This is a genomic window from Pseudomonas sp. PMCC200344 (assembly GCF_030053095.1).
GTDB lineage: Bacteria > Pseudomonadota > Gammaproteobacteria > Pseudomonadales > Pseudomonadaceae > Aquipseudomonas > Aquipseudomonas svalbardensis.
Window position 1 is genome coordinate 3,454,777 of sequence record NZ_CP125618.1, and the last position, 23,138, is coordinate 3,477,914.

At 60.3% G+C, this 23,138-nt stretch carries 15 protein-coding genes and 1 tRNA gene; 9 read left to right on the top strand and 7 right to left on the bottom strand.

Annotated features, from left to right (window positions below):
* Entirely contained in the window at positions 1-1,626 is a 1,626-nt protein-coding gene (locus QFW87_RS15670) for an NADP-dependent glyceraldehyde-3-phosphate dehydrogenase (protein ID WP_283188185.1), read from the top strand.
* A gap of 47 nt (positions 1,627-1,673) precedes the next feature.
* Positions 1,674-2,714: an FUSC family protein gene (locus QFW87_RS15675; protein WP_283184069.1), complete on the top strand. Its 1,041-nt coding sequence runs from the start codon at positions 1,674-1,676 to the stop codon at positions 2,712-2,714.
* Positions 2,715-2,728: 14 nt separating this feature from the next.
* Here QFW87_RS15675 and QFW87_RS15680 read toward each other — a convergent pair whose 3' ends face one another.
* Complete coding sequence (locus QFW87_RS15680; RefSeq protein ID WP_283184068.1) at positions 2,729-3,625, bottom strand: DMT family transporter; 897 nt, start codon at positions 3,623-3,625, stop codon at positions 2,729-2,731.
* Positions 3,626-3,760: 135 nt separating this feature from the next.
* On the opposite strand from QFW87_RS15680, the gene QFW87_RS15685 reads away from it, so the two are divergent.
* On the top strand, positions 3,761-4,198 hold the full coding sequence (locus QFW87_RS15685) for an Lrp/AsnC family transcriptional regulator (protein ID WP_008155029.1): 438 nt from the start codon (positions 3,761-3,763) through the stop codon (positions 4,196-4,198).
* Positions 4,199-4,263: 65 nt separating this feature from the next.
* Here the strand turns inward: QFW87_RS15685 and QFW87_RS15690 are convergent, their stop codons facing one another.
* The gene (locus QFW87_RS15690; protein WP_007898177.1) at positions 4,264-4,935 is read right to left on the bottom strand and encodes a Bax inhibitor-1/YccA family protein; all 672 of its coding nucleotides are present in this window, start codon (positions 4,933-4,935) and stop codon (positions 4,264-4,266) included.
* Positions 4,936-5,058: 123 nt separating this feature from the next.
* On the opposite strand from QFW87_RS15690, the gene QFW87_RS15695 reads away from it, so the two are divergent.
* Positions 5,059-5,146: transfer RNA gene (locus QFW87_RS15695), tRNA-Ser, on the top strand.
* A 199-nt stretch (positions 5,147-5,345) separates the two neighbouring features.
* Here QFW87_RS15695 and QFW87_RS15700 read toward each other — a convergent pair.
* Complete coding sequence (locus tag QFW87_RS15700; protein WP_283188186.1) at positions 5,346-5,723, bottom strand: fe2+ zn2+ uptake regulation protein; 378 nt, start codon at positions 5,721-5,723, stop codon at positions 5,346-5,348.
* A gap of 155 nt (positions 5,724-5,878) precedes the next feature.
* On the opposite strand from QFW87_RS15700, the gene QFW87_RS15705 reads away from it, so the two are divergent.
* Positions 5,879-6,145 carry a DUF4880 domain-containing protein gene (locus QFW87_RS15705; RefSeq protein WP_283188187.1) on the top strand — a complete coding sequence of 89 codons (267 nt, stop codon included), beginning with the start codon at positions 5,879-5,881 and terminating at the stop codon, positions 6,143-6,145.
* Between the two features lie 19 nt (positions 6,146-6,164).
* On the opposite strand, the gene QFW87_RS15710 is transcribed toward QFW87_RS15705, so the two are convergent.
* From QFW87_RS15710 to QFW87_RS15725, 4 genes are all read right to left on the bottom strand, one after another.
* Entirely contained in the window at positions 6,165-9,305 is a 3,141-nt protein-coding gene (locus QFW87_RS15710; RefSeq protein WP_283188188.1) for a multidrug efflux RND transporter permease subunit, read from the bottom strand.
* A gap of 44 nt (positions 9,306-9,349) precedes the next feature.
* The gene (locus tag QFW87_RS15715; protein WP_283188189.1) at positions 9,350-10,504 is read right to left on the bottom strand and encodes an efflux RND transporter periplasmic adaptor subunit; all 1,155 of its coding nucleotides are present in this window, start codon (positions 10,502-10,504) and stop codon (positions 9,350-9,352) included.
* A gap of 71 nt (positions 10,505-10,575) precedes the next feature.
* On the bottom strand, positions 10,576-11,997 hold the full coding sequence (locus tag QFW87_RS15720) for a diaminobutyrate--2-oxoglutarate transaminase (RefSeq protein ID WP_283188190.1): 1,422 nt from the start codon (positions 11,995-11,997) through the stop codon (positions 10,576-10,578).
* Between the two features lie 117 nt (positions 11,998-12,114).
* Positions 12,115-14,175, bottom strand: a complete 2,061-nt coding sequence (locus QFW87_RS15725; RefSeq protein ID WP_283188191.1) for a TonB-dependent receptor — start codon at positions 14,173-14,175, stop codon at positions 12,115-12,117.
* 260 nt (positions 14,176-14,435) lie between these two features.
* Between QFW87_RS15725 and QFW87_RS15730 the strand changes: the two genes are divergently transcribed.
* The 4 genes from QFW87_RS15730 (at position 14,436) to QFW87_RS15745 (ending at position 23,088) form a co-directional block, all read left to right on the top strand.
* Positions 14,436-15,413 carry a TauD/TfdA family dioxygenase gene (locus QFW87_RS15730; protein ID WP_283188192.1) on the top strand — a complete coding sequence of 326 codons (978 nt, stop codon included), beginning with the start codon at positions 14,436-14,438 and terminating at the stop codon, positions 15,411-15,413.
* 8 nt (positions 15,414-15,421) lie between these two features.
* Positions 15,422-18,850, top strand: a complete 3,429-nt coding sequence (locus QFW87_RS15735; protein WP_283188193.1) for a condensation domain-containing protein — start codon at positions 15,422-15,424, stop codon at positions 18,848-18,850.
* 17 nt (positions 18,851-18,867) lie between these two features.
* Positions 18,868-19,914 (top strand): TauD/TfdA family dioxygenase, encoded by a 1,047-nt coding sequence (locus tag QFW87_RS15740; RefSeq protein ID WP_283188194.1) that lies wholly within the window; start codon positions 18,868-18,870, stop codon positions 19,912-19,914.
* A gap of 111 nt (positions 19,915-20,025) precedes the next feature.
* Positions 20,026-23,088, top strand: a complete 3,063-nt coding sequence (locus tag QFW87_RS15745; RefSeq protein ID WP_283188195.1) for an amino acid adenylation domain-containing protein — start codon at positions 20,026-20,028, stop codon at positions 23,086-23,088.
* Positions 23,089-23,138 lie beyond the last annotated feature (50 nt).

A 23,138-nucleotide genomic window follows, 5' to 3' on the forward strand; every position in this document is an offset into this window, starting at 1 on the left:
ATGACCACAGCACACATCCTTGGCAACCTGTTTCCCGACTCCAGCGACATTCCGGAAAAATACCGACTCGACGGCCAGACCGAGCAACGTGAATACCTGGTCGACGGCGAGCTGAAAACCTGGTCCGGGCCCCTCGCCCAAGTCCGCAGCCCGGTGTACCTGACCGGCGAAAATGGCGACGAACAAGTGATCCTCGGCAGCACGCCGTTGCTCGATGCCGACACCGCATTGACCGCCCTCGACGCCGCCGTCCGTGCCTATGACCGGGGCCAGGGCCTATGGCCGACGATGCGGGTGGCCGAACGCATCCAGCACGTAGAAGCCTTCCTCGGACGCATGCGTGAACAGCGCGAAGCCGTGGTCAAGTTGCTGATGTGGGAAATCGGCAAGAACCTCAAGGACTCGGAGAAAGAGTTCGACCGCACCTGCGATTACATCGTCGACACCATCAACGCGCTCAAGGAACTCGACCGCCGCTCCAGTCGCTTCGAACTGGAACAGGACACCCTCGGCCAGATCCGCCGCGTACCGCTGGGTGTGGCGTTGTGCATGGGACCTTACAACTACCCGCTGAACGAAACCTTCACCACGCTGATCCCGGCGCTGATCATGGGCAACACCGTGGTGTTCAAACCGGCCAAGCTGGGTGTGCTGCTGATTCGTCCGTTGCTGGAAGCGTTCCGCGACAGCTTCCCGGCCGGGGTGATCAACGTGATCTACGGCAGTGGCCGCGAGACCGTCAGCGCGCTGATGGCCAGCGGCAAGATCGATATCTTTGCGTTTATCGGCACCAACAAAGCTGCCAGCGACCTGAAAAAACTGCATCCAAAGCCGCACCGCTTGCGCGCGGCGTTGGGCCTGGACGCGAAAAACCCCGGCATCGTGCTGCCTGAGGTGGATCTGGACAACGCGGTCAGCGAAGCACTTACCGGCTCGCTGTCGTTCAATGGTCAGCGTTGCACCGCGTTGAAAATCCTCTTCGTCCATGAAGACGTGGTCGACTCGTTCATCGAGAAATTCAACGCCAAACTCGCCAACCTCAGACCCGGCATGCCGTGGGACAGCGGTGTGGCGCTGACGCCGTTGCCCGAAGCGAGCAAAGTCGATTACCTGCACTCGCTGGTGGCGGATGCCGTGAGCAAAGGCGCCGCCGTGGTCAACCCAAATGGTGGTGAAGCCCGCGCTTCGTTCTTCTACCCCGCCGTGCTGTACCCGGTAACGCCGCAAATGCGCGTCTATCAGGAAGAACAGTTCGGCCCGGTCGTGCCGATCGTGCCTTACCGGCATCTGGACACGGTGATCGATTACGTCCTGGAATCGGACTTCGGCCAGCAGCTGAGTATCTTCGGCACCAACCCGGTGGCGGTCGGCCGGCTGGTGGACACCTTCGCCAACCAGGTCGGCCGGATCAACCTCAACGCCCAGTGCCAGCGCGGCCCGGACACCTTCCCGTTCAACGGCCGCAAGAACTCCGCCGAAGGCACGCTGTCGGTGCATGATGCGTTGCGGGTGTTCTCGATCCGGACACTGGTGGCGACCAAGTTCCAGGAAACCAACAAAGAACTCATCAGCGAGATCATCAGCGGACGCAGTTCGAGCTTCCTGACCACCGATTACATCTTCTGAGGAGACCGAGCCTGAGCACATTCAGAGCCCATCGACTGCCACCGCTAATGCGCCGACTGCTGCGTCCTTTGCTGGACCCGTACCGGCGCTATCGCCACGCCAGAGTGATCCACGCGGTACGTGTGTCGCTGGGGTTGCTGGCAACGATCCTGCTGACCACCGGCATCAATCTGCCCCACGGTGAGTGGGCGTCGGTGACGATGCTGGTGGTGATTGGCGGTTTGCAGCACCACGGCAACATCGGCAAAAAAGCCGCCGAACGCGCCATCGGCACCTTGATCGGAGCCGGCGTCGGCTTGCTGCTGGTGGCGCAACAGGCCTGGCTCGGGATGCCGTGGCTGACCTATTTCGCGATGGCCGTGGTCTGCGGGTTCTTCTCGTACCACGCCATCGGCAAGGGCGGTTACACCGCGTTGCTCTCGGCGATTACCGTGTTTATCGTCGCGGGGCATGGCGACAATCCGATCACCGACGGGTTGTGGCGTGGGGTGGACATCCTGATCGGCATCGCCCTGGCCCTGGCGTTTTCTTTCGCCTTGCCGCTCTACGCGGTTTATTCCTGGCGCTACAACCTGGCCGATGCCTTGCGCGACTGCGCGACGATCTACGGGCGCATCATCAATGGCCAATCGGTCACCGATGACGAACACCATAAACTGGTGGGCCGCCTGAACACGGTGATGGTGCAACTGCGCTCGTTGATGCCGTCGGTGTCCAAGGAAGTACGGATCTCCATGACCGAACTCGATGCCATTCAGCGCCACTTGCGGATGTGCGTCAGCACCCTGGAAATCCTCGGCAACACCCGACCGGATGCCAGTGACCCGGACGCCATGGCCCATCTGCAATCGGCCTTGAAAGCCGAACATCGGTTGATTCGGGTGCAACTGATCGGTATGGCCCGGGCGCTGAAATCCGGTGCGTCCCAGCGGCTCAGTCGGCCCGTCGAACTGCCGTCGGATTCAAGCCTGACCGCGCCGGTTTACAATCAGCTGGACGGCTATCGGTTATTGGTCCGGCAATTAGCCGCCAACATCGACGAGATGCGCCAGCGCCTGGCCAAGACAGCACCGCGCTGGAACATGTGACGTTTCTTTACGGCTTACTGCGTCGTCACCGTCTGACGAAACTTAAGGCTCCAACCTTGTTGCATGCCGGCAGCGGCCAACAGAATCGCGGCAACACCGATCCATTGCAGCGGTTCCAGGCGATGGCCGAAGGCAAACCAGTCAACGAAAATCGCCGCAATCGGGTAGATGAAGGACAACGCACCGGTCAGTGCCGTCGGCAGTTTTTGAATCGCGCCGTAGAGCAGCACGTACATCACGCCGGTGTGGACAATGCCCAGGGTGACCAGACTGGCCCACGCGCTCGGCGCTTGCGGCAGTGCCGAAAAGTGCGCGAATGGCGCGAGTAACAGCACGCCGGTGGTGACCTGGACCAACGCGATCAGGTGCGGCGGTGTGCCGGTCAGTCGTTTGATGATCAACGCGGCAATCGCGTAAAGGAATGCCGCCCCCAGCGCCAGAGCGATGCCTATGAGGTAATCATTGCCGCTCTCGCCCTGCCCGCCATGTGCGCTGACAATCGCCAGCATCCCGAGAAACGAAATGCCCAGCCAAAACAGTTTCTGCAGGGTGATTTTCTCGTTGAGGAACAACGCGGCCAACCCCACCAGCATGAACGGCTGAACGTTGTATACCGCGGTGCCGATGGCAATCGAGGCGCGGGAGTAAGAAGCAAACAACAGCACCCAGTTGCCGACAATCGCCACGCCGCTGAGCACGGCCAGCAAGAAGGTGGTGCGGGTCAGAATGCCGGGGCGCAGGAAGCCGAATGCCGCGCAGATCAGCAACAACGTGCCGGCGCCGAACACGCAACGCCAGAACACTACGTCCAGCACCGGTTGCCCGGACACCAGCACGAACCAGCCGATGGTCCCGGAAATCAGCATGGCGGCGGTCATTTCGAATGACCCGTGACGTATTGTTTTGTCCATCATCAGACTCCTGTGTTTGAGCCCAAAGTATGCCAATCCGCCGAGGAGCTTCTCCAGCGCAAAAAGCAGGCTAAACTCGAAATCTGCCTTTTTTATCAAGGCGGTTTGAATTTTTTGCCTAATAGGGGTTTCGCCATGACCGACGATATCGACCAAGTGCTGATCACGGCATTGATGGAAGACTCACGCCGCTCGCTCAAGGCTCTGGCGCAAATCAGCGGCCTGTCTTCGCCCAGCGTCGCCGAGCGTTTGCGCCGCCTCGAAGAGCGTGGTGTGCTCAAGGGTTACACCGTCGAGATCGACCCCAAATGCTTTGGCTATCAACTCCAGGCCATCGTCCGTATTCGTCCGCTGCCAGGCCAGTTGCAGGAAGTGGAACGGCAGATTCAGGCCATCCCGGAGTTCACGGAGTGCGACAAAGTCACCGGCGACGACTGTTTCATCGCCCGCCTGCATGTGCGTTCGATGGAACAACTGGACACCCTGCTCGATCGTCTAAACACCCACGCCGAAACCAACACTGCAATCGTCAAGAAAACCCCGGTCAAGCGCCGCTTGCCACCGATGGCGTGACCCTTAACTCAAATCGCAGGCAAGAAAAAACCCGCCGAAGCGGGTTTTTTCCTCAAGGCTGACGATTAGTCATCGCGGCTCATGATGCCGAACAGCTGCAACAAGCTGACGAACAGGTTGTAGATCGATACATACAGGCTAATGGTCGCCATGATGTAGTTGCGCTCGCCGCCGTGAATGATGGCGCTGGTCTGGAACAGAATGCAGACCGAGGAGAACAGCACGAAACCTGCGCTGATCGCCAGTTGCAGACCGCTGATCTGAAAGAACAGGCTCGCCAGCGTCGCACCCAGCAGCACGAAGAAGCCTGCAGTGATGAAACCACCCAGGAAGCTCATGTCCTTGCGGGTAATCAGCACATAAGCCGACAGACCGCCGAACACCAGCGCAGTCATCGCGAAGGCCGAACTGACCACCTCGGCGCCGCCCTGCATACCCAGGTAACGGTTGAGGATCGGGCCGAGCAGGAAACCCATGAAACCGGTCAGGGCAAATGCCGACACCAGCCCCCAGGCCGAATCACGGAGTTTGTTGGTGAGGAAGAAAAGGCCGTAGAAACCGATCAGCACCACGAAAATATTCGGGTAGCCGACACGCATCTGCTGCGCGACAAACGCCATCACGCCGCTGAATGCGAGGGTGAGAGCGAGTAAGCCGTAAGTGTTGCGCAGGACGCGGCTAACCTCTAGCTGCTCAGCCTGCACGCTGTTATTAACTGCGTAATCCTGTTCGCGCATGGCGACACTCCTGTTGGTTTGAAACGTTCAGTCGCAAAGATCATAACAGACGCTCTGTAACAAGCCATGCAGAGAGTTTGACAGTGTGTTTCATTCAGGTATTATGGCGCCCGCAACGCAAACGGAGGTGTGGCCGAGTGGTTTAAGGCAACGGTCTTGAAAACCGTCGACTGTAACAGGTCCATGAGTTCGAATCCCATCGCCTCCGCCATATTTGTACCGATAAAGCCCTGATTATTCAGGGCTTTGTCGTTTCTGGGGTTTAGTGAGAATCCACCAGCCCATACCTTGACCCGTAGCTTTCGTTGGTTATACGCGGAACACGAAAGAACTGAAGGTTTAGCCAATCTGTTGCATCGACCGGTTGAATCCACAGCCAAAAACGGCCAGTGATGAGGCACCTTAGGCCTTCAACGACCGGAGTGCTGTTCCAGTATTGCGCAGGCTTCGGTGGTAAAGATGTATCTCTTGTCTGGTTGAAAAAGGATTACACCTTCATCACATAGGCGTTTGAGCACTTCACGCACACAAATGAACGACAACTCGGCAGCAAATGATTCCAGGTAGGCATGCACGTCGCGCGCATTGATGGAACGTCCATCTCTGGCGGCGATCAGCAAGGCCTCGATAACTTTCAAGCGGATCAAGCTGGTGCGCAGTCCGTAGTAACGCAGCAACTCACGGATATGTTTATTTGTGCCGCGATCTGACTCGGATGCTCGTTGAGTTGCCGCTCTCTGGAATTGCAATTGCGTAACGGGGGGTGCCGATGCTGAGTGGTTGTACATGCGAATACTCCTTTTCAGAAATGTACGGTTTGCAAAGATTCTTCGAGTCCAAGTCTCCAGATTTAGATGCAAGACTGTTTTGTTTTGGTTTTTTTGACATTTTTTTACCAATCGCTCTCGTAGAGGGGCTTGTCCGGCCATACAGGTAGCTGTCAATGAATCCCCCCAACCCTTGCGAAATGGACGAAGAAATCCTCACTCAAGCTGCGCATTGGTGTATGCGACTGCAAGATGACACCTGTACGACCGAAGAACGCCTGGCGTTTCAGCAGTGGATTCAGACCGATCCGCGTCACTCATTCGAGTACGCCAAAATGCTTGAAATCTGGGACCTCAGCGACCAGTTACCCGACAATCAAAGCACATCGAAAAAACTGCTGACCGACACATCAGCCCGGCATAACGGCGCCCGCAAAATGTAACGTGGGAGCTGAATCCACATTACCGCGTTCCATCGTCTGCCACGGGCTCGGTGAGGCTGACACGGCGACTACGCAACCGATTTGCCGCGGACAAGACCCAGACAAAGAACACCGGCACCCACAAGACCCCGAGCACTGTCGCCGCCAGCATACCGCCGATCACGCCTGTGCCGATCGCTCGCTGGCTGGCAGCTCCCGCACCAGTTGCAATAGCCAGAGGCACCACGCCGAGAATGAAGGCCAGGGACGTCATGACGATCGGACGAAAACGCAGACGCGCGGCCTGAGCCGCCGCTTGCGCAAGGCTCGCGCCCTGAACGTGAAGTGCCTTGGCAAACTCGACGATGAGGATTGCATTCTTCGCCGCCAGTCCAATGATCGTGATCAGCCCCACCTTGAAATAGACATCATTGGGCAGGCCCATGATCGTCACCGCGGCCACCGAACCGAGCATGCCGACAGGCACGATCAACAGCACGGCAAAGGGAATCGTCCAGCTTTCATACAGCGCCACCAGTACCAGCAGCACCACGATCAACGATAACCCCACCAGCAGCGGCACCTGATCGCTGGCCTGTTGTTCCTGAAGTGACAGCCCGGCCCATTCAAGGCTAAAACCGGCTGGTAACTGACGGGCAATTTTCTGCAGTTCTTCCATGGCTTGACCGGTGCTGTAACCCGGCGCGGCATCACCGGAAAAGCGCAGCGACGCCGACCCGTTGTAGCGCGCGATCTGCAGTGGCCCGACCTGCCACTCAAAACGACTGAAGGCTTCCAGTGGCACCAATCGGTTCTGTCGGTTGGGCACTTGCAGGCGCAGCAGCGCTTCAGGCGTCTGGCGGCTGATGCCGTCCACCTGAACGATCACCCGCTGCATCCGCCCCTGATTGGCAAACTCATTGATTTGTTCCGAACCCAGCGCCGAGGACAACGCTGAACTGATCACATCAAAACTCACGCCGAGGGCTTCGGCTTTTTCGCGGTCGATGCTGACATTGATCTGAGGCGCATCCGCAAGGCCATCCTCCATCAGGTAATCGATCACCGGCGACGCCTTGGCCGCCTCCAGCAATTGGGTTCGGGCCTTCAACAGCGCTTCGTGCCCCTGCCCTGCCAGATCCTGCAACCGTAACTCGAAACCGTTCGAGGTGCCGAGGCCGTCCACCGGCGGCGGCACCACGCTGAACAGCGTGCCGTCAGCGGCGTTCTCAAAAGCCTCATTCGCGCGTCGGGCCACCGCGTCGCTGGCCTGGCCATCGCCGCGAACCGACCAGTCCTTGAGGCTGGTAAACGACAACGCCGCGTTAGCGCCGACCCCGGAAAAACTGAACCCCATGATTGCCAGCACCTGATCCGTGGCGGGTTGCGCCAGGGCATAGTGCTCCCACGCTTGCACCGTCACATCCGTGCGCGAAGCCGAAGCCGCAGGTGGTAGCTGGATATCCGTGATGATGTAGCCCTGATCCTCGGACGGCATGAATGAGGATGGCAATCGGTGATAGGCAAAAGCGAGTACCAGCAACAACATAAGGTACAGGCCCATGCTGCGGGTACTGCGCCGGACCCAGCTCGAACTGAACCGCTCGTAGCGCCGGGCCAAGGCATCGAAGCGTCGATTGAAGCCGTTCGCCCAGCGGTTGGGTCGTAGCTCTTTCGCCGGGTCGAAGGGTTTTAGCAAGGTGGCACACAGGGCCGGCGTCAGGGTCAACGCCAGGAACCCGGAGAATAGAATCGACACCGACAGCGCCATGGAAAACTGCTGGTAGATCACCCCCACCGAACCGCCCATGAACGCCAACGGCAGGAATACCGCCGCCAGCACCAGGGTGATGCCAACAATCGCCCCGCTGATCTGCTGCATCGCTTTGCGGGTCGCGTCTTTGGGCGACAGGCGCTCCTGCGTGATCAAGCGCTCGACGTTCTCTACCACGACAATGGCGTCGTCCACCAGAATGCCAATGGCCAGCACCATGCCGAACAGGGTCATCATGTTGATCGAAAACCCCAGCGGCGCCATCACCGCGAGGGTGCCCAGCAGGCAGACCGGCACCACAATGGCCGGAATCAGCGTGTAACGCAGGTTCTGCAAAAACAGCAGCATCACCAGGAACACCAGCACCATGGCTTCGATCAGGGTATAGATGACTTGCTTGATCGCCACGTCGACAAAGTATGAGGTGTCATAAGGCACGCTCAGCGTCATGTTCGTTGGCAGCGTGCTCGACAGTTGATCCAGCCGGGCCTTGATCGCCGCCGCCGTTTGCAGCGCGTTGGCACCGGGCGCCAATTGCACCGACATGGCCGCCGCAGGTTTGCCGTTCAGGCGAGCGTCGAAGCGGTAGTCCTGACGACCCAGTTCGACTCGGGCCACATCGTGAATCCTGACACTGGAGCCGTCGTCATTGGCCCGCAGCACAATGTTGCCGAACGCCTCCACGGATTCGAGCTGACCCTGCACCATGACGGTGGCGGTAATGTGCTGCTCGACAGGCCCCGGACGTTCGCCCATGCTGCCGGCGGGTACTTGCACGTTCTGTCCGGCGATGGCCTTACTTACATCGGCCATCGACAGGTTGTAACCCACAAGCCGGGCAGGATCGACCCAGATGCGCATGGCCCGTTCGGCGGTGTACATCTGCACCCGCCCTACTCCGGCCACGCGGCGAATCTCGTTATTGATGCCCCGCGCGGCGTAATCCGCCAGCCCGATCGAATCCTGCTGCCCATCGGTGTAGGACAAGGCATAGATCATCAGAAAATTGGCACGTACCTGTTCCACTTTCAGGCCTTGCTCGATCACCGCTTGGGGCAAGCGCCCGACTACCCGTTGCAAGCGGTTCTGGACGTCGACCTGCGCCATGTCGGGATCGATGCCCGGCTTGAAGGTGATGGTGGTTTCTGCACTGCCGTTGGCACTGTTGGATTCGTAATACAGCAAATCCTTGAGGCCGTTGAGCTCCTCCTCGATCAGGCTGGTGATGTTCTGATTGATGATCTGCGCCGAGGCACCGGGGTAGCTGGCACTGACACTGATTTGCGGCGGTGCTACGTCCGGGTATTGGCTGACCGGCAAGGTGCCCAGGGTCAGCGCTCCTGCCAGCGCGATGAACAACGCGATGACCCAGGCGAAGTTCGGACGGTTAATGAAAAAATCGGGCATCGGTAAGATCCTGGCTAACAACCGTGGGTAAAAGCGTCACGCCCTCAGTTATGGGCCTGCTGTTCGGCCGAGGTGATTATGTTGACCCTGGTGCCGACACTGAGCTTGTCGGCGCGCTCGACCACCACTTGCTCGCCGGCCACTAGCCCCTGAGTGATCTGCCAGTCGGAACCAAGCATCGCGCCGGTGCTGACCACGCGTTCGCGCACCATCCCCTGGGCGTCCACCAGCATCAACCTGGCCTGGCCGTCGACACCACGCTGCACCGCTTGCTGCGGCACGAACAACGCTTGCGGATCGATCCCCGCCGGCGCTACGACCCGCACATACATGCCAGGCAGCAGTACGCTGTCCGGATTCGGAAACTCGCCGCGCAAGGTGACTTGCCCGGTGCTTCGATCGACCGAAATATCGGAGAACATCAGCTTGCCTTGTCGGGTTTGTGTCGGGCTGCCAAGTTGTATTGACACCTGCGCTGCGCCCGCTCCAGTCAGGGTCAACCGGCCACTGGCGACGGCTTGCTGCAAGGCCACGATCTGATCGACGGACTGGGTAAAGTCGGCGTAAATCGGGTCCAGTTGCTGAATCCGCGCCATTTGCGTGGCTTCGTCCTGGCCTACCAGTGCGCCCTCGCTGACCAGGGCGCGGCCGATACGGCCACTGATCGGCGCTCGCACCTGACAGTAACCGAGGTTGAGTCGGGCGGTCGCCACATCGGCTTGAGCGGCCAGGCGGTTAGCCTTGGCGCTCTTGAGATCAGAGACCGCGTCGTCGAATACCTGAGGGCTGACAGCGTTGATTTCCACCAGTTGTTTGTAGCGCTGTACGTGAGCGTTGGCGCGATAGACATCCGCCTCAGTCTTGGCCAGGGCGCCTTCGACCCGCATCAAGGCGGACTTCAGTGGTGCCGGGTCGATGCTGAAAAGCAGTTGACCAGCCTTGACGTCGCTGCCCTCTTCAAAATGACGGGTCAACACAACACCGGCAATTCGTGCGCGCACCTCGGCGATGCGCACCGGTTCGATTCGGCCAGGCAGGTCTGAGGTCATGGCAAACGGTCGGGGTTGCACGGTGAGCGTCTTGACCTGCGGCGGCGACGTACTGTGTTCAGCGGACTGATCCTGTGCTCCACAGCCGTTCAATGCCAATACGGTCGCCAGCACCCACGTCGGTTTTATCGTCGCTAAAGCCTTACGCATTATCAGTCCCTGTTCAAAACCAAAACGGGCTTGCCGTTCCGTGTCGGAAAACCCTGTGCATCGGCAGATCATTAACGCGTGGAGCGCTCATTGATCGAGCTCGCTGCCTGGAACAGGATTTGTGCGACGAAATCGATTTCCTGTCCGGTGATGATCAGCGGCGGCAAGAAGCGGACGGTCGCACCGTGGCGTCCGCCGAGCTCGACGATCAAACCGTGCTTCAGGCAAGCCTGCTGGAAGGCCTTGGCCCGGACCGCGTCTACCGGCGGGTGACCCTGTACGTCGAGGGCGCCTTGCGGGTCGACGATTTCCATGCCGAGCATCAAACCACGACCGCGAACATCGCCAATCCAGGCAAATTCGCTTTGCAGCATCTGTAACTGCTTACGCAGATGCGCGCCAGCGGTTTCGGCGTGTGCCACCAAGCCTTGATCGCGGATGAAACGCAAGGTCGCGGTGCCCGCGGCCATTGCCAGTTGATTGCCACGGAACGTGCCGGCGTGGGCACCCGGCTGCCAGACATCCAGCGAATCGTTGTAGACCATGACCGACAGCGGCAGACCGCCACCGATGGCTTTGGACAAGGTAATGACGTCAGGCGTGATACCCGATTGCTCAAAGCCGAACATCCTGCCGCTGCGGGCGATGCCGCACTGGATCTCGTCGACGATCAACGGAATTCCGTGGGCCTTGGTCAATCGACGAAGCTCCTGAAGCCAGCGGTCCGGCGCGGCAATCACCCCGCCCTCACCCTGAATCGGTTCCAGAATCATTGCTGCCGGTGCGGTGACACCGCTTTCCGGGTCGTTGAGCAAATGCTCGAGGTAACGCACGTTCAACGTCACACCCTGATAACCGGCCACACCGAATGGGCAACGGTAATCATGGGGAAACGGCAGGCGCTGAACACCTGGCATCAAGGCGCCGAGGGCATTCTTCGGCGACAGGTTACCGCTGATCGCCAGTGTCCCTAGGGTCATACCGTGGTAAGCCCCTTCAAACGCCAGCACCGAATGGCGTCCGGTGGCGGTGCGAGTCAGTTTCAGCGCTGCTTCGACCGCGTCGGCCCCGCTTGGGCCGCAAAACTGGATGCGCGCATTGCGCGCGAATTCTGTAGGCAGACAGCCAAAAATTTCCTGTACGAATGCATCCTTCACCGGCGTCATGAGGTCCAGAGTGTGCATGGGCACACCGGCCGCCATGACCTGAGTGATGGCTTCGATAATCACCGGGTGGTTATGACCCAGCGCCAGGGTGCCGGCACCGGCCAGGCAATCGACGAACACTTGTCCGCGACTGTCCTGCACATAAATACCATGGGCTCGTTCGAGCACAAGCGGAATGCGCCGAGGGTAACTGCGGGCGTTGGATTCCTGCTGTTGCTGGCGCTCCAGCATCGGCGTCGGATCAAGGCAGTAAGGGCTCGACAGACCGGTGTGCAACAGGCGTAGCTGTTGCGCGCCACCCGACGTGACATTCGAAAAAGCACTCATGATTTCCTCCAGGGAGGCTGGGTTTGGAAAGGAACAGGGCTGCCTGAAAACGAACGTTTCAGGCAGCGACAGCCGTAAAGCCGGACGCGGGGAATCGGCTTCCCCGCGCCCTTGGGTTTACATGTCGTAACGCAGAACCAGACCCACAGTGCGCGGGGCACCGACATCGATGATGTCGCCGCTGCGGTTGTTGGTGATGTATTCCTTGTCGAAGGCGTTTTTCACGTAACCGGATACGGCGATGTTCTTGGTGATCTTGTACTCGGCGTTGAAGTTGGCCAGCCAGTAAGCGTCGCTCTTGCGCTCATCAGTGACTTGACCCGCGTCATCGAACTCGTACTCCGACGGCGAGGTGCTCTGGTAAATGACGTCGGTGTTCAGGGTCAACCGGTCATTCCAGCGATAGGTACCGCCCAGCGACATCTTGTACTTGGGCGAATAGAGGAAGTCCTCGCCACTCATGTCCCTGCCATCGCCCGTGACGAAGTCCTTGTACTTGCCTTCGGTAACGGAGGCACCGGCCGTCAGGGTCAGCTGTTCGGTGAAGTCCTTCTCGACGGAGACTTCCAGGCCCTTGATGTCACTGCGTCCGGCGTTGAACACGTGAACGAACTCGGTGTTCGGATCCAGCGAACTGACCTGCTGGTCTTTCCAGTCGGTGTAGTACAGGTTGGCGCGGGTACGCAGGGTCTGGTCGAAGAACGAGCCTCGGTAGGACAGCTCGTAGTTGGTGGTGTACTCCGGATCGTAAGCTTCGTGACCGGTACCGGTACGAACGTTGACGCCACCGCCGCGATAGCCTTTCTGCACCATAAAGCCTACGTACTGATTGGCAGCCAGTTCATAGTCGATACCCAGCTTCGGCAATACGGCATCGAACGACTTGCTGGTTTTGCCCGAGGAGGAGAAGTCATCCTGTTCGATATCGGTGTCGTTCTTCTCGTGGTCGTAGCGCAGCCCGGTGATCAGTGTCCAGCGCGGGGCGAACGTCCAGTTGATTTCACCGAACACCGCCTTGTTTTCTATCGTCGTATCGCCCTTGACGGTGCCGACCAGTTCGTTGTCAAACAACAACCGGTCGTGGAAGTTGTTGGTGTTGTGGCCGTAGTAGACACCCATGAAGCTCTTCACCGTGTCACCGGTGTAGTTCAGGCGCAGCTCCTGATTGAACAGGTCACCATCCTGCTTGCGCAGAACGACCTCGTTGGCATCGGCTGTCTGGTCGAAGTCCAGGCGGGCGTCGTAGTCCGAACGGGTATTGGCGGTGAGGCTGGTTATGGACCAGTTGTCGTCCAGGCGGTAATCCACCTTGGCGCTGACGGTGTCTTGTTCGAGTTTGTCGAAAGCCTTGGTGTCGGACGACACGTCGTAATAGCGGACCTTGCCGTTTTCGCGCATGACCGAGTTATCGCCCTTGCGGCTTTCACCGTGGGCGTAAGTCAGCAGCACATCCAGATCGTCGTTCGGCAGGATCAGCAGCTTGCCACGGGCATTGTAGGTGCGGGTCGGGTTGGCATCATTATCGAGTGCGATGTTGTCGATGTAACCGTCACCGTCCTGGTAATCCACGGCGATACGACCGGCGATCTTGTCATCGACGATCGCGCCACCACCAGCAAGCGCCCCTCCGCTCTCACCGTAGTTGCCCATGTTGCCCTGTAATGAAAGGCTCGGTTCGAAAGTCGGGTTCTTGGTCTGGATGACGACCGCACCGGCCAGCGAGTTGCGGCCCTGGGTAGTGGACTGCGGACCGAGGAACACTTCGACCTGCTCGACGTCCCACAGCGGCATCGGGCTGAGGGTCAGTGCGCGGTTCGGTTGCACGGCGCCGTCGACGAACACCGAAACAGCACCGTTGAGCGTGGCCGGGCCCTGGTCTTCGAAACCGGATACCGGCACGCCTCGAATACCCCAGTTTTCGTTGCCGGACTGGTTGTAGACACCCGGCGTACGGGCGAACACATCAACCAGGTCGTGATCCTCTTTCTCGCGCAGTTGCTTGCCGGTCACCACAACGACACTCGACTGGGTTTTCTCCAGGGAACGGTTGATTTTTTCACCCGTCACCGTGATCGGAGCGATCTCCATTGTGTTCGACTGCTCGGCCGCCCATGCGCTGTTAGCCAGGCAGACCGCCGACCCCACAGCCAACGCAATTGTATTCTTTTTGAAATTCACGCCCCGCTCCCATGCGACAGATATTTTTTGTTTTTCCGGCCGACCAAATGCTCATTCAGGTCAGCGGTGCGGAGTCTAATCCAAAAAAAAACTTAAAGGAATACTATTGATAATCCATCTCATTAACATCTAATATGCCGCCGTGTATCAGAGCGAATACATTTCAGTCGAACGCTGCAACGGCGGCCTCTGCCCTGTTTTCAAGGCCTGCCCAAACCGCCCCGACTGGCCGAATAAAGATAAAAAAGGATGCGCAAAGGATGACCTCAATCGAACACCTGAGCGGGCGTTCCGAGTCTTTCTCCATTGCTCCACCGGATGGCAACGAGCAGTCGTTACCCGTGTTGGTGCAGGCGACGCCGGGACAGTCGATTCATAATCTCGACCCGTCAGTTCGGGACGCGTTGCCCCATGCGCTGACCACCACGGGTGGTGTGCTGTTTCGAGGATTCACTGTCGCCACACCCATCGACTTCAAGCGCTTCGCCGCCAGTTTCGGCGCACCGCTGGCCAGTTACGAATTTGGTTCCACGCCGCGCAGCAAAGTCTTCGCCGGGGTCTATAGCTCTACCGAATACCCGGCCCATCAATTCATTCCTTTGCACAACGAGCAGGCCTACACCCGACCGTGGCCTTCGCGCATCTGGTTCCACTGCATCAAGGCCAGCGAAACCGGTGGCGAAACCCCGATCGCTGACAGCCGCCTGATCTACCAGCGCATGCCCGCCGAGATCCGCGAACTGTTCGCCAGTCGCGAGTTGCTCTATGTACGTAACTACAGCGGCGCGCTGGATCTGCCGTGGCAGAAAGTGTTCAACACCGAGGACCGCGCCCAGGTTGAACGCTACTGCCGGGACAACGACATCGAGTGGGAATGGAAAGCCGATGGCGACCTACGCACACGCCAGCGTTGCGCGGCCGTGCTGCAGCATCCTGATACCGGTGAGTGGGTCTGGTTCAATCAGGCGCACCTGTTTCACGTCTCGGCAATTGAGCCGGGCGTGCGCGCCAGTCTGCTCGCCGCGGTGGGGGAAGAGAACCTGCCTCGCCATGTTTACTTCGGCGACGGCTCGGCGATTCCCGATGAGGTGCTCGATACCGTGCGCGAGGTCTATCGCCAGACCGCCATCAGTTTCCCCTGGCAACCCGGCGACATCCTGATGCTCGACAATCGACTGGTCGCACACGGCCGCAATCCTTACACCGGTGACCGCAAAGTCATCGTTGCCATGGCGTGAATCCCACCATGTTCTCATTCAATCACTGGATCGAAGTGCTGGAGGGCAATGCCCGGCACTTCCCGCAGCGTGCTGCCCTGCACTTCTTGCCGGACGGCGTCGAGATCGGCGAAACCCTGACCTTTGCCCAACTGCACGAGCAGTCCCAATCCCTGGCGGCCGCGCTGCAATCGCGCTATGCGTCAGGCGATCGTGTGCTGTTGATGTTGCCCAGCAGCCTCGACTACGCCCGTGCGTTCTGCGCGTGTTTATATGCCGGCCTGATCGCCGTGCCGTTGTTTCCGCCGCCGTCACGCAAACCGCGCCACCTCGATCGCGTGCGCAACGTGGTGGTGGATGCACAGCCGGCACTGATTCTGGCACCGGAGGAACATTGCCAGGGTTTGCTGGAACTGGTGGAAGGCAAGGTCGACGTGTCGACCGTCCAGGACCTCGGTCTGCCGCCGGTCAGTGAATGGATGCGTCCGGATGTCGACGGTGCGACCGTTGCCTTCCTGCAATACACCTCAGGCTCCACCGGCACACCCAAAGGCGTTGAAGTGCGTCAGCGCAACCTGATCGCCAACGTCGAACTGATGCGCCAGGCCTATGGTTTCGATGAGCATGGCGGGATGGTCAACTGGCTGCCGCTGTACCACGACATGGGTTTGATCGGTGGCATGCTGGCCCCGCTTTACAGCGGTATGCCCTGCTACCTGATGGCTTCACAGACTTTCGTCAACGCGCCGTCGACCTGGCTTCAGGCGTTGAGCCGCTACCGCGCCACCGCCAGTTTTGCCCCCAACTTCGCCTATGCCCTGTGCAATCGGGTGGTCAGCGACAACCTGATTGCCCAGCTCGACTTGAGTGCCTGGCAACACGCAATCAACGGCGCCGAGCCGATCCACCCCGGCACCCTTGAAGCCTTTGCCCAGCGCTTTGCCGCTTGCGGCCTCAACCCTTTGGCCATCAGCCCCGGTTATGGCCAGGCCGAAGCCACGCTGTGTGTCAGCGCCACGCCAGCCGACGCGCTGCCGGTGGTGCTTCGCTTGGATAAAGCAGTGCTGGAAACCGGTCGTGTTGCTCTGGCGGTCACCGATGCCGCCGCCGTGGAATTCGTCGCCTGCGGTTACCCGCAGGCCTTGCATGACATTGCCATTGCTGATCCTCAGAGTCACGAGCGCTGCGCCGACGACCGCATTGGCGAAGTCTGGCTGAGGGGCCCGAGCAACGCCGAAGCCTATTGGAAAAAACCAGAAGCCAGTCGCGAAGCCTTTGAAGCACGCATTGTCGGCGAGCCGGGCCATTACCTGCGTTCCGGCGACCTGGGCTTCATGCACGAAGGTCAGGTGGTGATCTGCGGGCGTCTCAAGGACTTGCTGATTCTCAACGGACGCAACCTGTACCCCCACGACATCGAATTCGCCATTACCGATTCCGAGCCGGGCATTCGTACCGGGCGCATCGCCGCGTTTTCGGAAATGGACCCACTGCTGGGCCGCGAGAAACTGGTGATCGTCGCCGAGCCACAACGCAAGTTCGTCGACCCGGCGCATCATCCTGCGCTGTTTGCATCGATGCAAAACGCCGTACGCGAAGCCGCCGACTGCGGCATCGATCAGATTGTGCTGGTAGAAGCCGGCACCATCCCGATGACCACCAGCGGCAAGATCGCCCGTCAAGGCGCGCGCAAACAACTGGCCGCAGGCACGTTGAGCATCATCGCCCAGAGCGGTGGGCAGCTCGCCTCGAGCAACGACACCATCGACCTCATTCAACTAAGGCATCGGGTCGGCAATGCGCCACATCTCGCGCAAACCGCGTGCCGCCAATGGCTGGAGCAAACCCTGCGCGAGGTCAATCCGTACCTCGCGGCAGACTTCGAACTCAGCCTGATCGGACTGGGCCTGGACTCCATCAGCGTGGCCGACTTCGCCGCCCGACTGCACAAGGATCTGGGCTGGAACCTCGATATTCAAAGTCTGTTCGGTGAACAGACCCTGGCAGAATGGGCGCTGGCCTTGCAGGTATACCTGAGCGATTCAGCCCCGGCGCCCAGCGTCTCGAGCACCCGTGCAAACTTCAGCCGAAGTCGCCAATCCTTCGCCCAAAGCCGCCTGTGGTTCTTGCGTCAACTGAACCCCGACAACACTCGGCATAACCTGGTGTTGCACCTGAGCCTGCAAGGCTCTCTGAATATCGAGACCCTGGCGCTACGGCTGAACACGCTGGTCAACCGTCACAGCGTATTGCGTACGGTGTATCGCGACGGGGTCAATGGCCCGCAGCAACAGGTGTTGCCGGCCAGCGCCGTGCCACTGACCTGGCACGACCTGCGTAACCGGAGCGAGCCGCAGCAACAGCAAGCACTCCACGATTGTCTGGCCAATGAACACGCTACGCCGGTTGAACTGGAAACCGGCCCGCTGCTGCGCGCACAACTGCTCAGCCGCAACGACGAGCGACACGACCTGCTGCTGACCCTGCATCACATCGCGTTCGACGGCCGCTCGGCGCAAGTGTTGCTCGCGGAACTGGCCGGCGTCACCAACACCGAACTGCCGGTACAGTACCTGGATTTCGCCCACTGGGAAGCCGAACACTGGAGCGCACAACGTATTGCTGCCGAACAGGACTTCTGGCGTGAGCATCTGGCGCATGTGCCTCAAACCCTCGACCTGGGTGGCAGCGGCCAGACTCAAGGCGAGCACAGCCTGAACTTCACCGTGCCTCAGGCCATCTGCGAACACCTCGCAGCCATGGCCCGCGAACACGGCATGACGCTGTTCATGCTGTTGCTGACCAGCTATCAACTGGTGCTCAAGCAATTGAGTGGCCAGGAGCAATTTCTGCTGGGTACCGATGTCAGCGGCCGGCCGTTGGCGGAACACAACGACGTCATCGGTTTCTTCGTCAACCAATTGACCCTGCGCTGCGACCTGCGCGGTGAGCCGACCCTGGCTGGTTTTCTTGAGCGGGTCCGCGATGGCGCGCGGCAGGCCTACGCCCATCAGGGCCTGCCTTTCGATCTGGTGGTGTCGGCACTGGCACCGGAGCGCCGTCCCGGTCACTCGCCGCTGTTCCAGGTCAAGCTCAACTATCAACCGTCGCGTGTAACACCGACCGATATCGCCGGGGCGCACATGGCCGCGCTGGACGTAGCGCAGGCACCGGGCGATTTCCACCTGGTGCTCGATCTGGTGCATGGCACCGAAGGCATCGACGCAACCCTCAAATACCGCGGCGACTGCTTCGATCAGGATCGCGCCTTGCGCCTGCAACATCTGTGGACGCGTCTGTTGGGCGAAACCCGCAACCTACTGGACGAGCCGCTGCCGGCACTGACCGAACGCCTCGACGCATGGGATCAAACGTTTCAGCGCGAACGCCAGCAGTCCCAAGCCCTGGCCGGGCGCAGCCAGCTGATGCAAACCAAACGTCGCTCCTTGACCCTTTAACCGAGTTGGATGCCTTTATGTCTATCGTGCCCCCATCGTCTCGCGCCCTCGGCGCTGTGCGCCGCAAAGCCATGAACGTCTCGGAACAGCAACTGGTCAGCGAGCGTTTGCTCAGCCCCGACCACGCCTTGCCGCTGGTGATCGAGCCGGCGGTCAGCGGCGTCGATCTGGTTGCCTGGGCAACCCGGGAACGTGAAAGCCTGGAGAAGAAACTGCTGCAATACGGTGCCCTGCTGTTTCGCGGTTTCTCCGTATTGTCCGTGGAGCAATTCGACCAAGTGATCGCCGCCCTCTCCCCCGGCGCGCTGGAATACATGTTCCGCGCCTCGCCGCGCACCCGGGTCGGCGGCAACATCTACACCTCGACCGATTACCCGGCCGACCAGATGATTTTCCCGCACAACGAACATTCCTATTCGCCACGCTTTCCGCTGCGTTTGTTCTTCTATTGCCATATCCCGTCCGAAACCGGTGGCGAAACGCCGATCGGCTCGACTCGTGCCGTGAAGGCGAGCATCAGCCCCGAGATCGAAGCACGTTTCCGTGAAAAAGGTGTGCTGTACGTTCGCAATTACGGCGACGGCTTCGGCCTGCCGTGGCAGACCGTGTTCCAGTCCGAAGACCGCAGCGAAGTGGAAGCCTACTGCGCCAGCGTTGGCATCGAAGTGGAATGGAAAGAAAACAACCGCTTACGCACCCGCCAGCGTGGGCCGGCGTTGGTGCGTCACCCGCGTACCGGCGAAGAAGTCTGGTTCAACCACGCGACCTTCTTCCACATCAGCACCCTGCCCCCGGCGATCCGCGATTCGCTGCAAAGCAACTTCAACGACCTCGACCTGCCTACCAACACCTTTTATGGCGACGGCGAACCGATCGAACCGCAAGTACTGGAGTCCCTGCGAGCAGCCTACCTCGACTCGCTGGTGCGGTTCAGTTGGCAGCAGGGCGACGTGTTGTTCATCGACAACATGCTCGCGGTACACGGTCGTGAACCCTTCACCGGCAAGCGCGCAATCATGACGGGCATGGCCGAAGCCCTGCTGCAGAGTGACGTTGCCGTCTGACTTTCAGCGGGTGCACCCGTTGCTCGCCAGAGGCTGCCTGACATCTGTTCGGCGAGCCTCAGCGCCGCTGTCGTGCCCCAGTTTCAAGCCCCATTTTTAGTCGAGTTGAACATGAGCGGACTTCAAGGTTTTCGTATTTCGCCGCAACAGGCATCGGTGTACCCGCACATCAACGACGCGGTCGAACACTCGTTCAGTTGCCATTTGCAGTGGTCGTTATCCCGGCCGGTGGACGCCGACGCGCTGAACAGCCGTCTGCTGGCGCTGATGGCCGACAGTGAAATCCTGCGCACGCGCCTGATGCCGGTGCCGGGCCTGCGCCACCCGGTGCAAGTGATTCACGACAACTGCGCACTGGCGGTGACCGTTCAGGACTTGCGTCAGCGCAGCTGCGCCGAACAGGAAATCGAGTTGACCCGCCTTGCCGCGCAGGCCCGCGACTGGACGAATCCGCTCGCCGTGACGCTGGTGCAACTGTCGAACGAACAATCGGTGCTGGACCTGGCCGCCGCCAGCAGCCACTTCGACCTCGCCAGCCTGAAACTGCTGGCGGGCGTATTGCTGCAAGACACCCAACCCGACCTGTCCGAAGCGCTGCAATACGCCGATTACGCCGAGTGGCGCTGGAGCCTGACGGAAGACGAGCCGGACCATCCGGGCGTGAACTTCTGGAAACCATTGAGCGAAACCGAACAGCCGACCTTGCAGCTGTCGCTTGAATCCACCATCGGCAGCGGATTTGCGCCGGCACACATGGAGATCGCAGTGCCCAGCGATCTCACCCGCCATCCGGCCCTGACCTCAAACCTGATGCTGACTGCCTGGGCCGCAGTACTCGGACGACTCGCCGGCCAGCAGCAGGTCCCGATCACATTGATCCACGAAAGCCGTGGCCCGGAACTGGAAAACGCTTTGGGTTTGTTCGAGCAGTGCCTGCCGGTGCGCATCGATCTGGATGCTCAGACGACCCTGATGGAGCAAAGTCAGCACGTCGGCGCGATGATCGAACGCACGGCTGGCTGGCAGGACTATTACACCCAAAGCCTGACGGGCGGTTACGCCTTCGCCTGGCGCTCGGGTGATACCCAAGAGCGTCATGCCAGCGCAGTAATGAGCCCGGTAAAGGCTTGCCTGGACGTCCGTCAATTGCCCGACAGCCTGCGCGTTCAAATGGTTTACGACCGCCACACGTTAAGCAGTGAAGCGGCGGCCTGTCTCGCCGAACAATGGCGGCAACTGCTGCTGGGCGCGCTGGCCGAGCCGCAGCAAGCCTGGGCGCAACTGCCGCTGAGCGGGCCACTTCAGGCACAGGTTGTCGGTGCCCAACCAAGTCTGCCATCGATCGAACCGGTGACCCTGGTCGAGCTGATCGACCGTCAGGTTCAGCAACAGCCAAACGCTATCGCCCTTAGCGACAAGGACGGCGACCTGAGCTACGCCCAGCTCGATGCCTGCGCGACTTATCTGGCCCATCAACTGGCGGCGGCCGGGATCGGTCCGGGCGTGCCCGTCGGCATTCTGTTCGCCCGCAGCAACGCCGCCATCATCGCCATGCTTGCGGTATTGAAGGCCGGTGGCGCTTACGTGCCGGTTGATCCGACCTACCCGGCGGATCGCCGCGCCTACATGCTCGCCGACAGCGCCATTGCACACATCGTGGTCAGCGCCGAGCTGGCCGACAGCGTGCCCGCCAGCCTGCAACGCTTCGTGCTGGATGACCTGACGACCTCCAACACCAACGACCTGCCGCCACTGCCCATGCCCGACGCGGATGACCTGGCGTACCTGATTTACACCTCCGGTTCCACCGGCGCACCGAAAGCCGTGGAAATCAGCCACGGTGCACTGAGTTTCTCCACGCAGGTACGCATGGCCGCTTATGAGGCGCCGGTGCGCGCCTACCTGCTGCTGTCATCGTTTGCCTTCGACAGCTCGGTCGCCGGGATCTTCTGGACCCTGGCCCAGGGCGGGCGTCTGGTATTGCCGGCGACGGGTGAAGAATTGGAGATGGCCCGTCTGGCGCAGCTCATTGCCCAGCATCGGGTCAGCCACGGTCTATCGCTGCCCTCGTTGTATCAGGCGTTACTCGATCAATTGCAGCGCGCCGGGGCTGTCGACAGCCTTGAGTGCTGGATTGTCGCCGGTGAAGCCTGCCCGCCATCGTTGATCGCCCAGCACAGCAAAACCTTGCCGCACGCGCGACTGGTGAATGAATACGGCCCCACCGAAGCCACGGTGTGGGCCACTTATGAAGTGCTGGACCCGAGTCGCGCTTTGACCATTGGCCGGCCGATTGCCGGGATGGATCTGCGGGTGCTGAACGAACACGGCATCACCAGCGGCATCGGCGAACCAGGCGAAATCGTCCTCGCCGGCCCAACCCTGGCGCGGGGTTATCGCAATAAGCCCGAAGAAACCGCCAAGGCCTTCGTCACCCTGGCCGATGGCACCCGCGCCTACCGCACCGGCGACCTGGCCTGCTGGCTGGCTGATGGGCGCCTGGCGTTCCTGGGCCGCAAGGACCATCAGGTCAAGTTGCGCGGCTACCGCATCGAACTCGGGGAAATCGAGCGTCAACTGTGCAGCCATAGCGATGTGCGCGAAGCCGCGGTGATCGTGCAAGAGCACGCCGCCGGTAAGCGTCTGCTGGCCTACATTCTGGCGGCGCATGGCTACGCGCCGGACTCGGACGCGATCAAGCGCTTCCTCGGTGAACGCCTGCCGTCGTACATGGTGCCGGCCCGGGTGCTGACCCTGGCGACCTTCCCGCGCACGCCCAACGGCAAGCTCGACACTCGCCAGTTACCCGACCCGGACCAGTTCGACGAAGGCGCCCATGTGGAACCGCGCAATGCGATGGAAACCACCCTGCAAACGATCGTCGCCAAGGTCTTGAAGCTGTCGACCGTGAGCGTCACCGAGAATTTCTTTGCCATCGGCGGCGACTCGATCCTGAGCCTGCAAGTAGTGGCCCAGGCCCACGAGCAAGGCATCGCGCTTTCCGCCAAGCATGTATTTGAGCGCCAGACCATCGCTGCCATGGCTGAAGTTGCACAGCCGCTGGCCGCCATTGCCGTGGAGCCGCAACCCGACAGCACCGAGTTCAGCGCCTCGGGTATGTCCGATGACGAAATGCAAGCGCTGATGGCCGAACTGAACGAGGCCGACCTGTGACCGGTTTCCCTCGCCGCCGCGCCATCGCCGTTGCCCCTTTTTTTGCAGGA

Bases quoted from the DNA above. Each gene is read 5' to 3' on its own strand.
- QFW87_RS15670 (WP_283188185.1), top strand. From the start codon at position 1: ATGACCACAGCACACATCCTTGGCAACCTGTTTCCCGACTCCAGCGAC.
- QFW87_RS15675 (WP_283184069.1), top strand. From the start codon at position 1,674: ATGCGCCGACTGCTGCGTCCTTTGCTGGACCCGTACCGGCGCTATCGC.
- QFW87_RS15680 (WP_283184068.1), bottom strand. From the start codon at position 3,625: ATGGACAAAACAATACGTCACGGGTCATTCGAAATGACCGCCGCCATG.
- QFW87_RS15685 (WP_008155029.1), top strand. From the start codon at position 3,761: ATGACCGACGATATCGACCAAGTGCTGATCACGGCATTGATGGAAGAC.
- QFW87_RS15690 (WP_007898177.1), bottom strand. From the start codon at position 4,935: ATGCGCGAACAGGATTACGCAGTTAATAACAGCGTGCAGGCTGAGCAG.
- QFW87_RS15700 (WP_283188186.1), bottom strand. From the start codon at position 5,723: ATGTACAACCACTCAGCATCGGCACCCCCCGTTACGCAATTGCAATTC.
- QFW87_RS15705 (WP_283188187.1), top strand. From the start codon at position 5,879: ATGAATCCCCCCAACCCTTGCGAAATGGACGAAGAAATCCTCACTCAA.
- QFW87_RS15710 (WP_283188188.1), bottom strand. From the start codon at position 9,305: ATGCCCGATTTTTTCATTAACCGTCCGAACTTCGCCTGGGTCATCGCG.
- QFW87_RS15715 (WP_283188189.1), bottom strand. From the start codon at position 10,504: ATGCGTAAGGCTTTAGCGACGATAAAACCGACGTGGGTGCTGGCGACC.
- QFW87_RS15720 (WP_283188190.1), bottom strand. From the start codon at position 11,997: ATGAGTGCTTTTTCGAATGTCACGTCGGGTGGCGCGCAACAGCTACGC.
- QFW87_RS15730 (WP_283188192.1), top strand. From the start codon at position 14,436: ATGACCTCAATCGAACACCTGAGCGGGCGTTCCGAGTCTTTCTCCATT.
- QFW87_RS15735 (WP_283188193.1), top strand. From the start codon at position 15,422: ATGTTCTCATTCAATCACTGGATCGAAGTGCTGGAGGGCAATGCCCGG.
- QFW87_RS15740 (WP_283188194.1), top strand. From the start codon at position 18,868: ATGTCTATCGTGCCCCCATCGTCTCGCGCCCTCGGCGCTGTGCGCCGC.
- QFW87_RS15745 (WP_283188195.1), top strand. From the start codon at position 20,026: ATGAGCGGACTTCAAGGTTTTCGTATTTCGCCGCAACAGGCATCGGTG.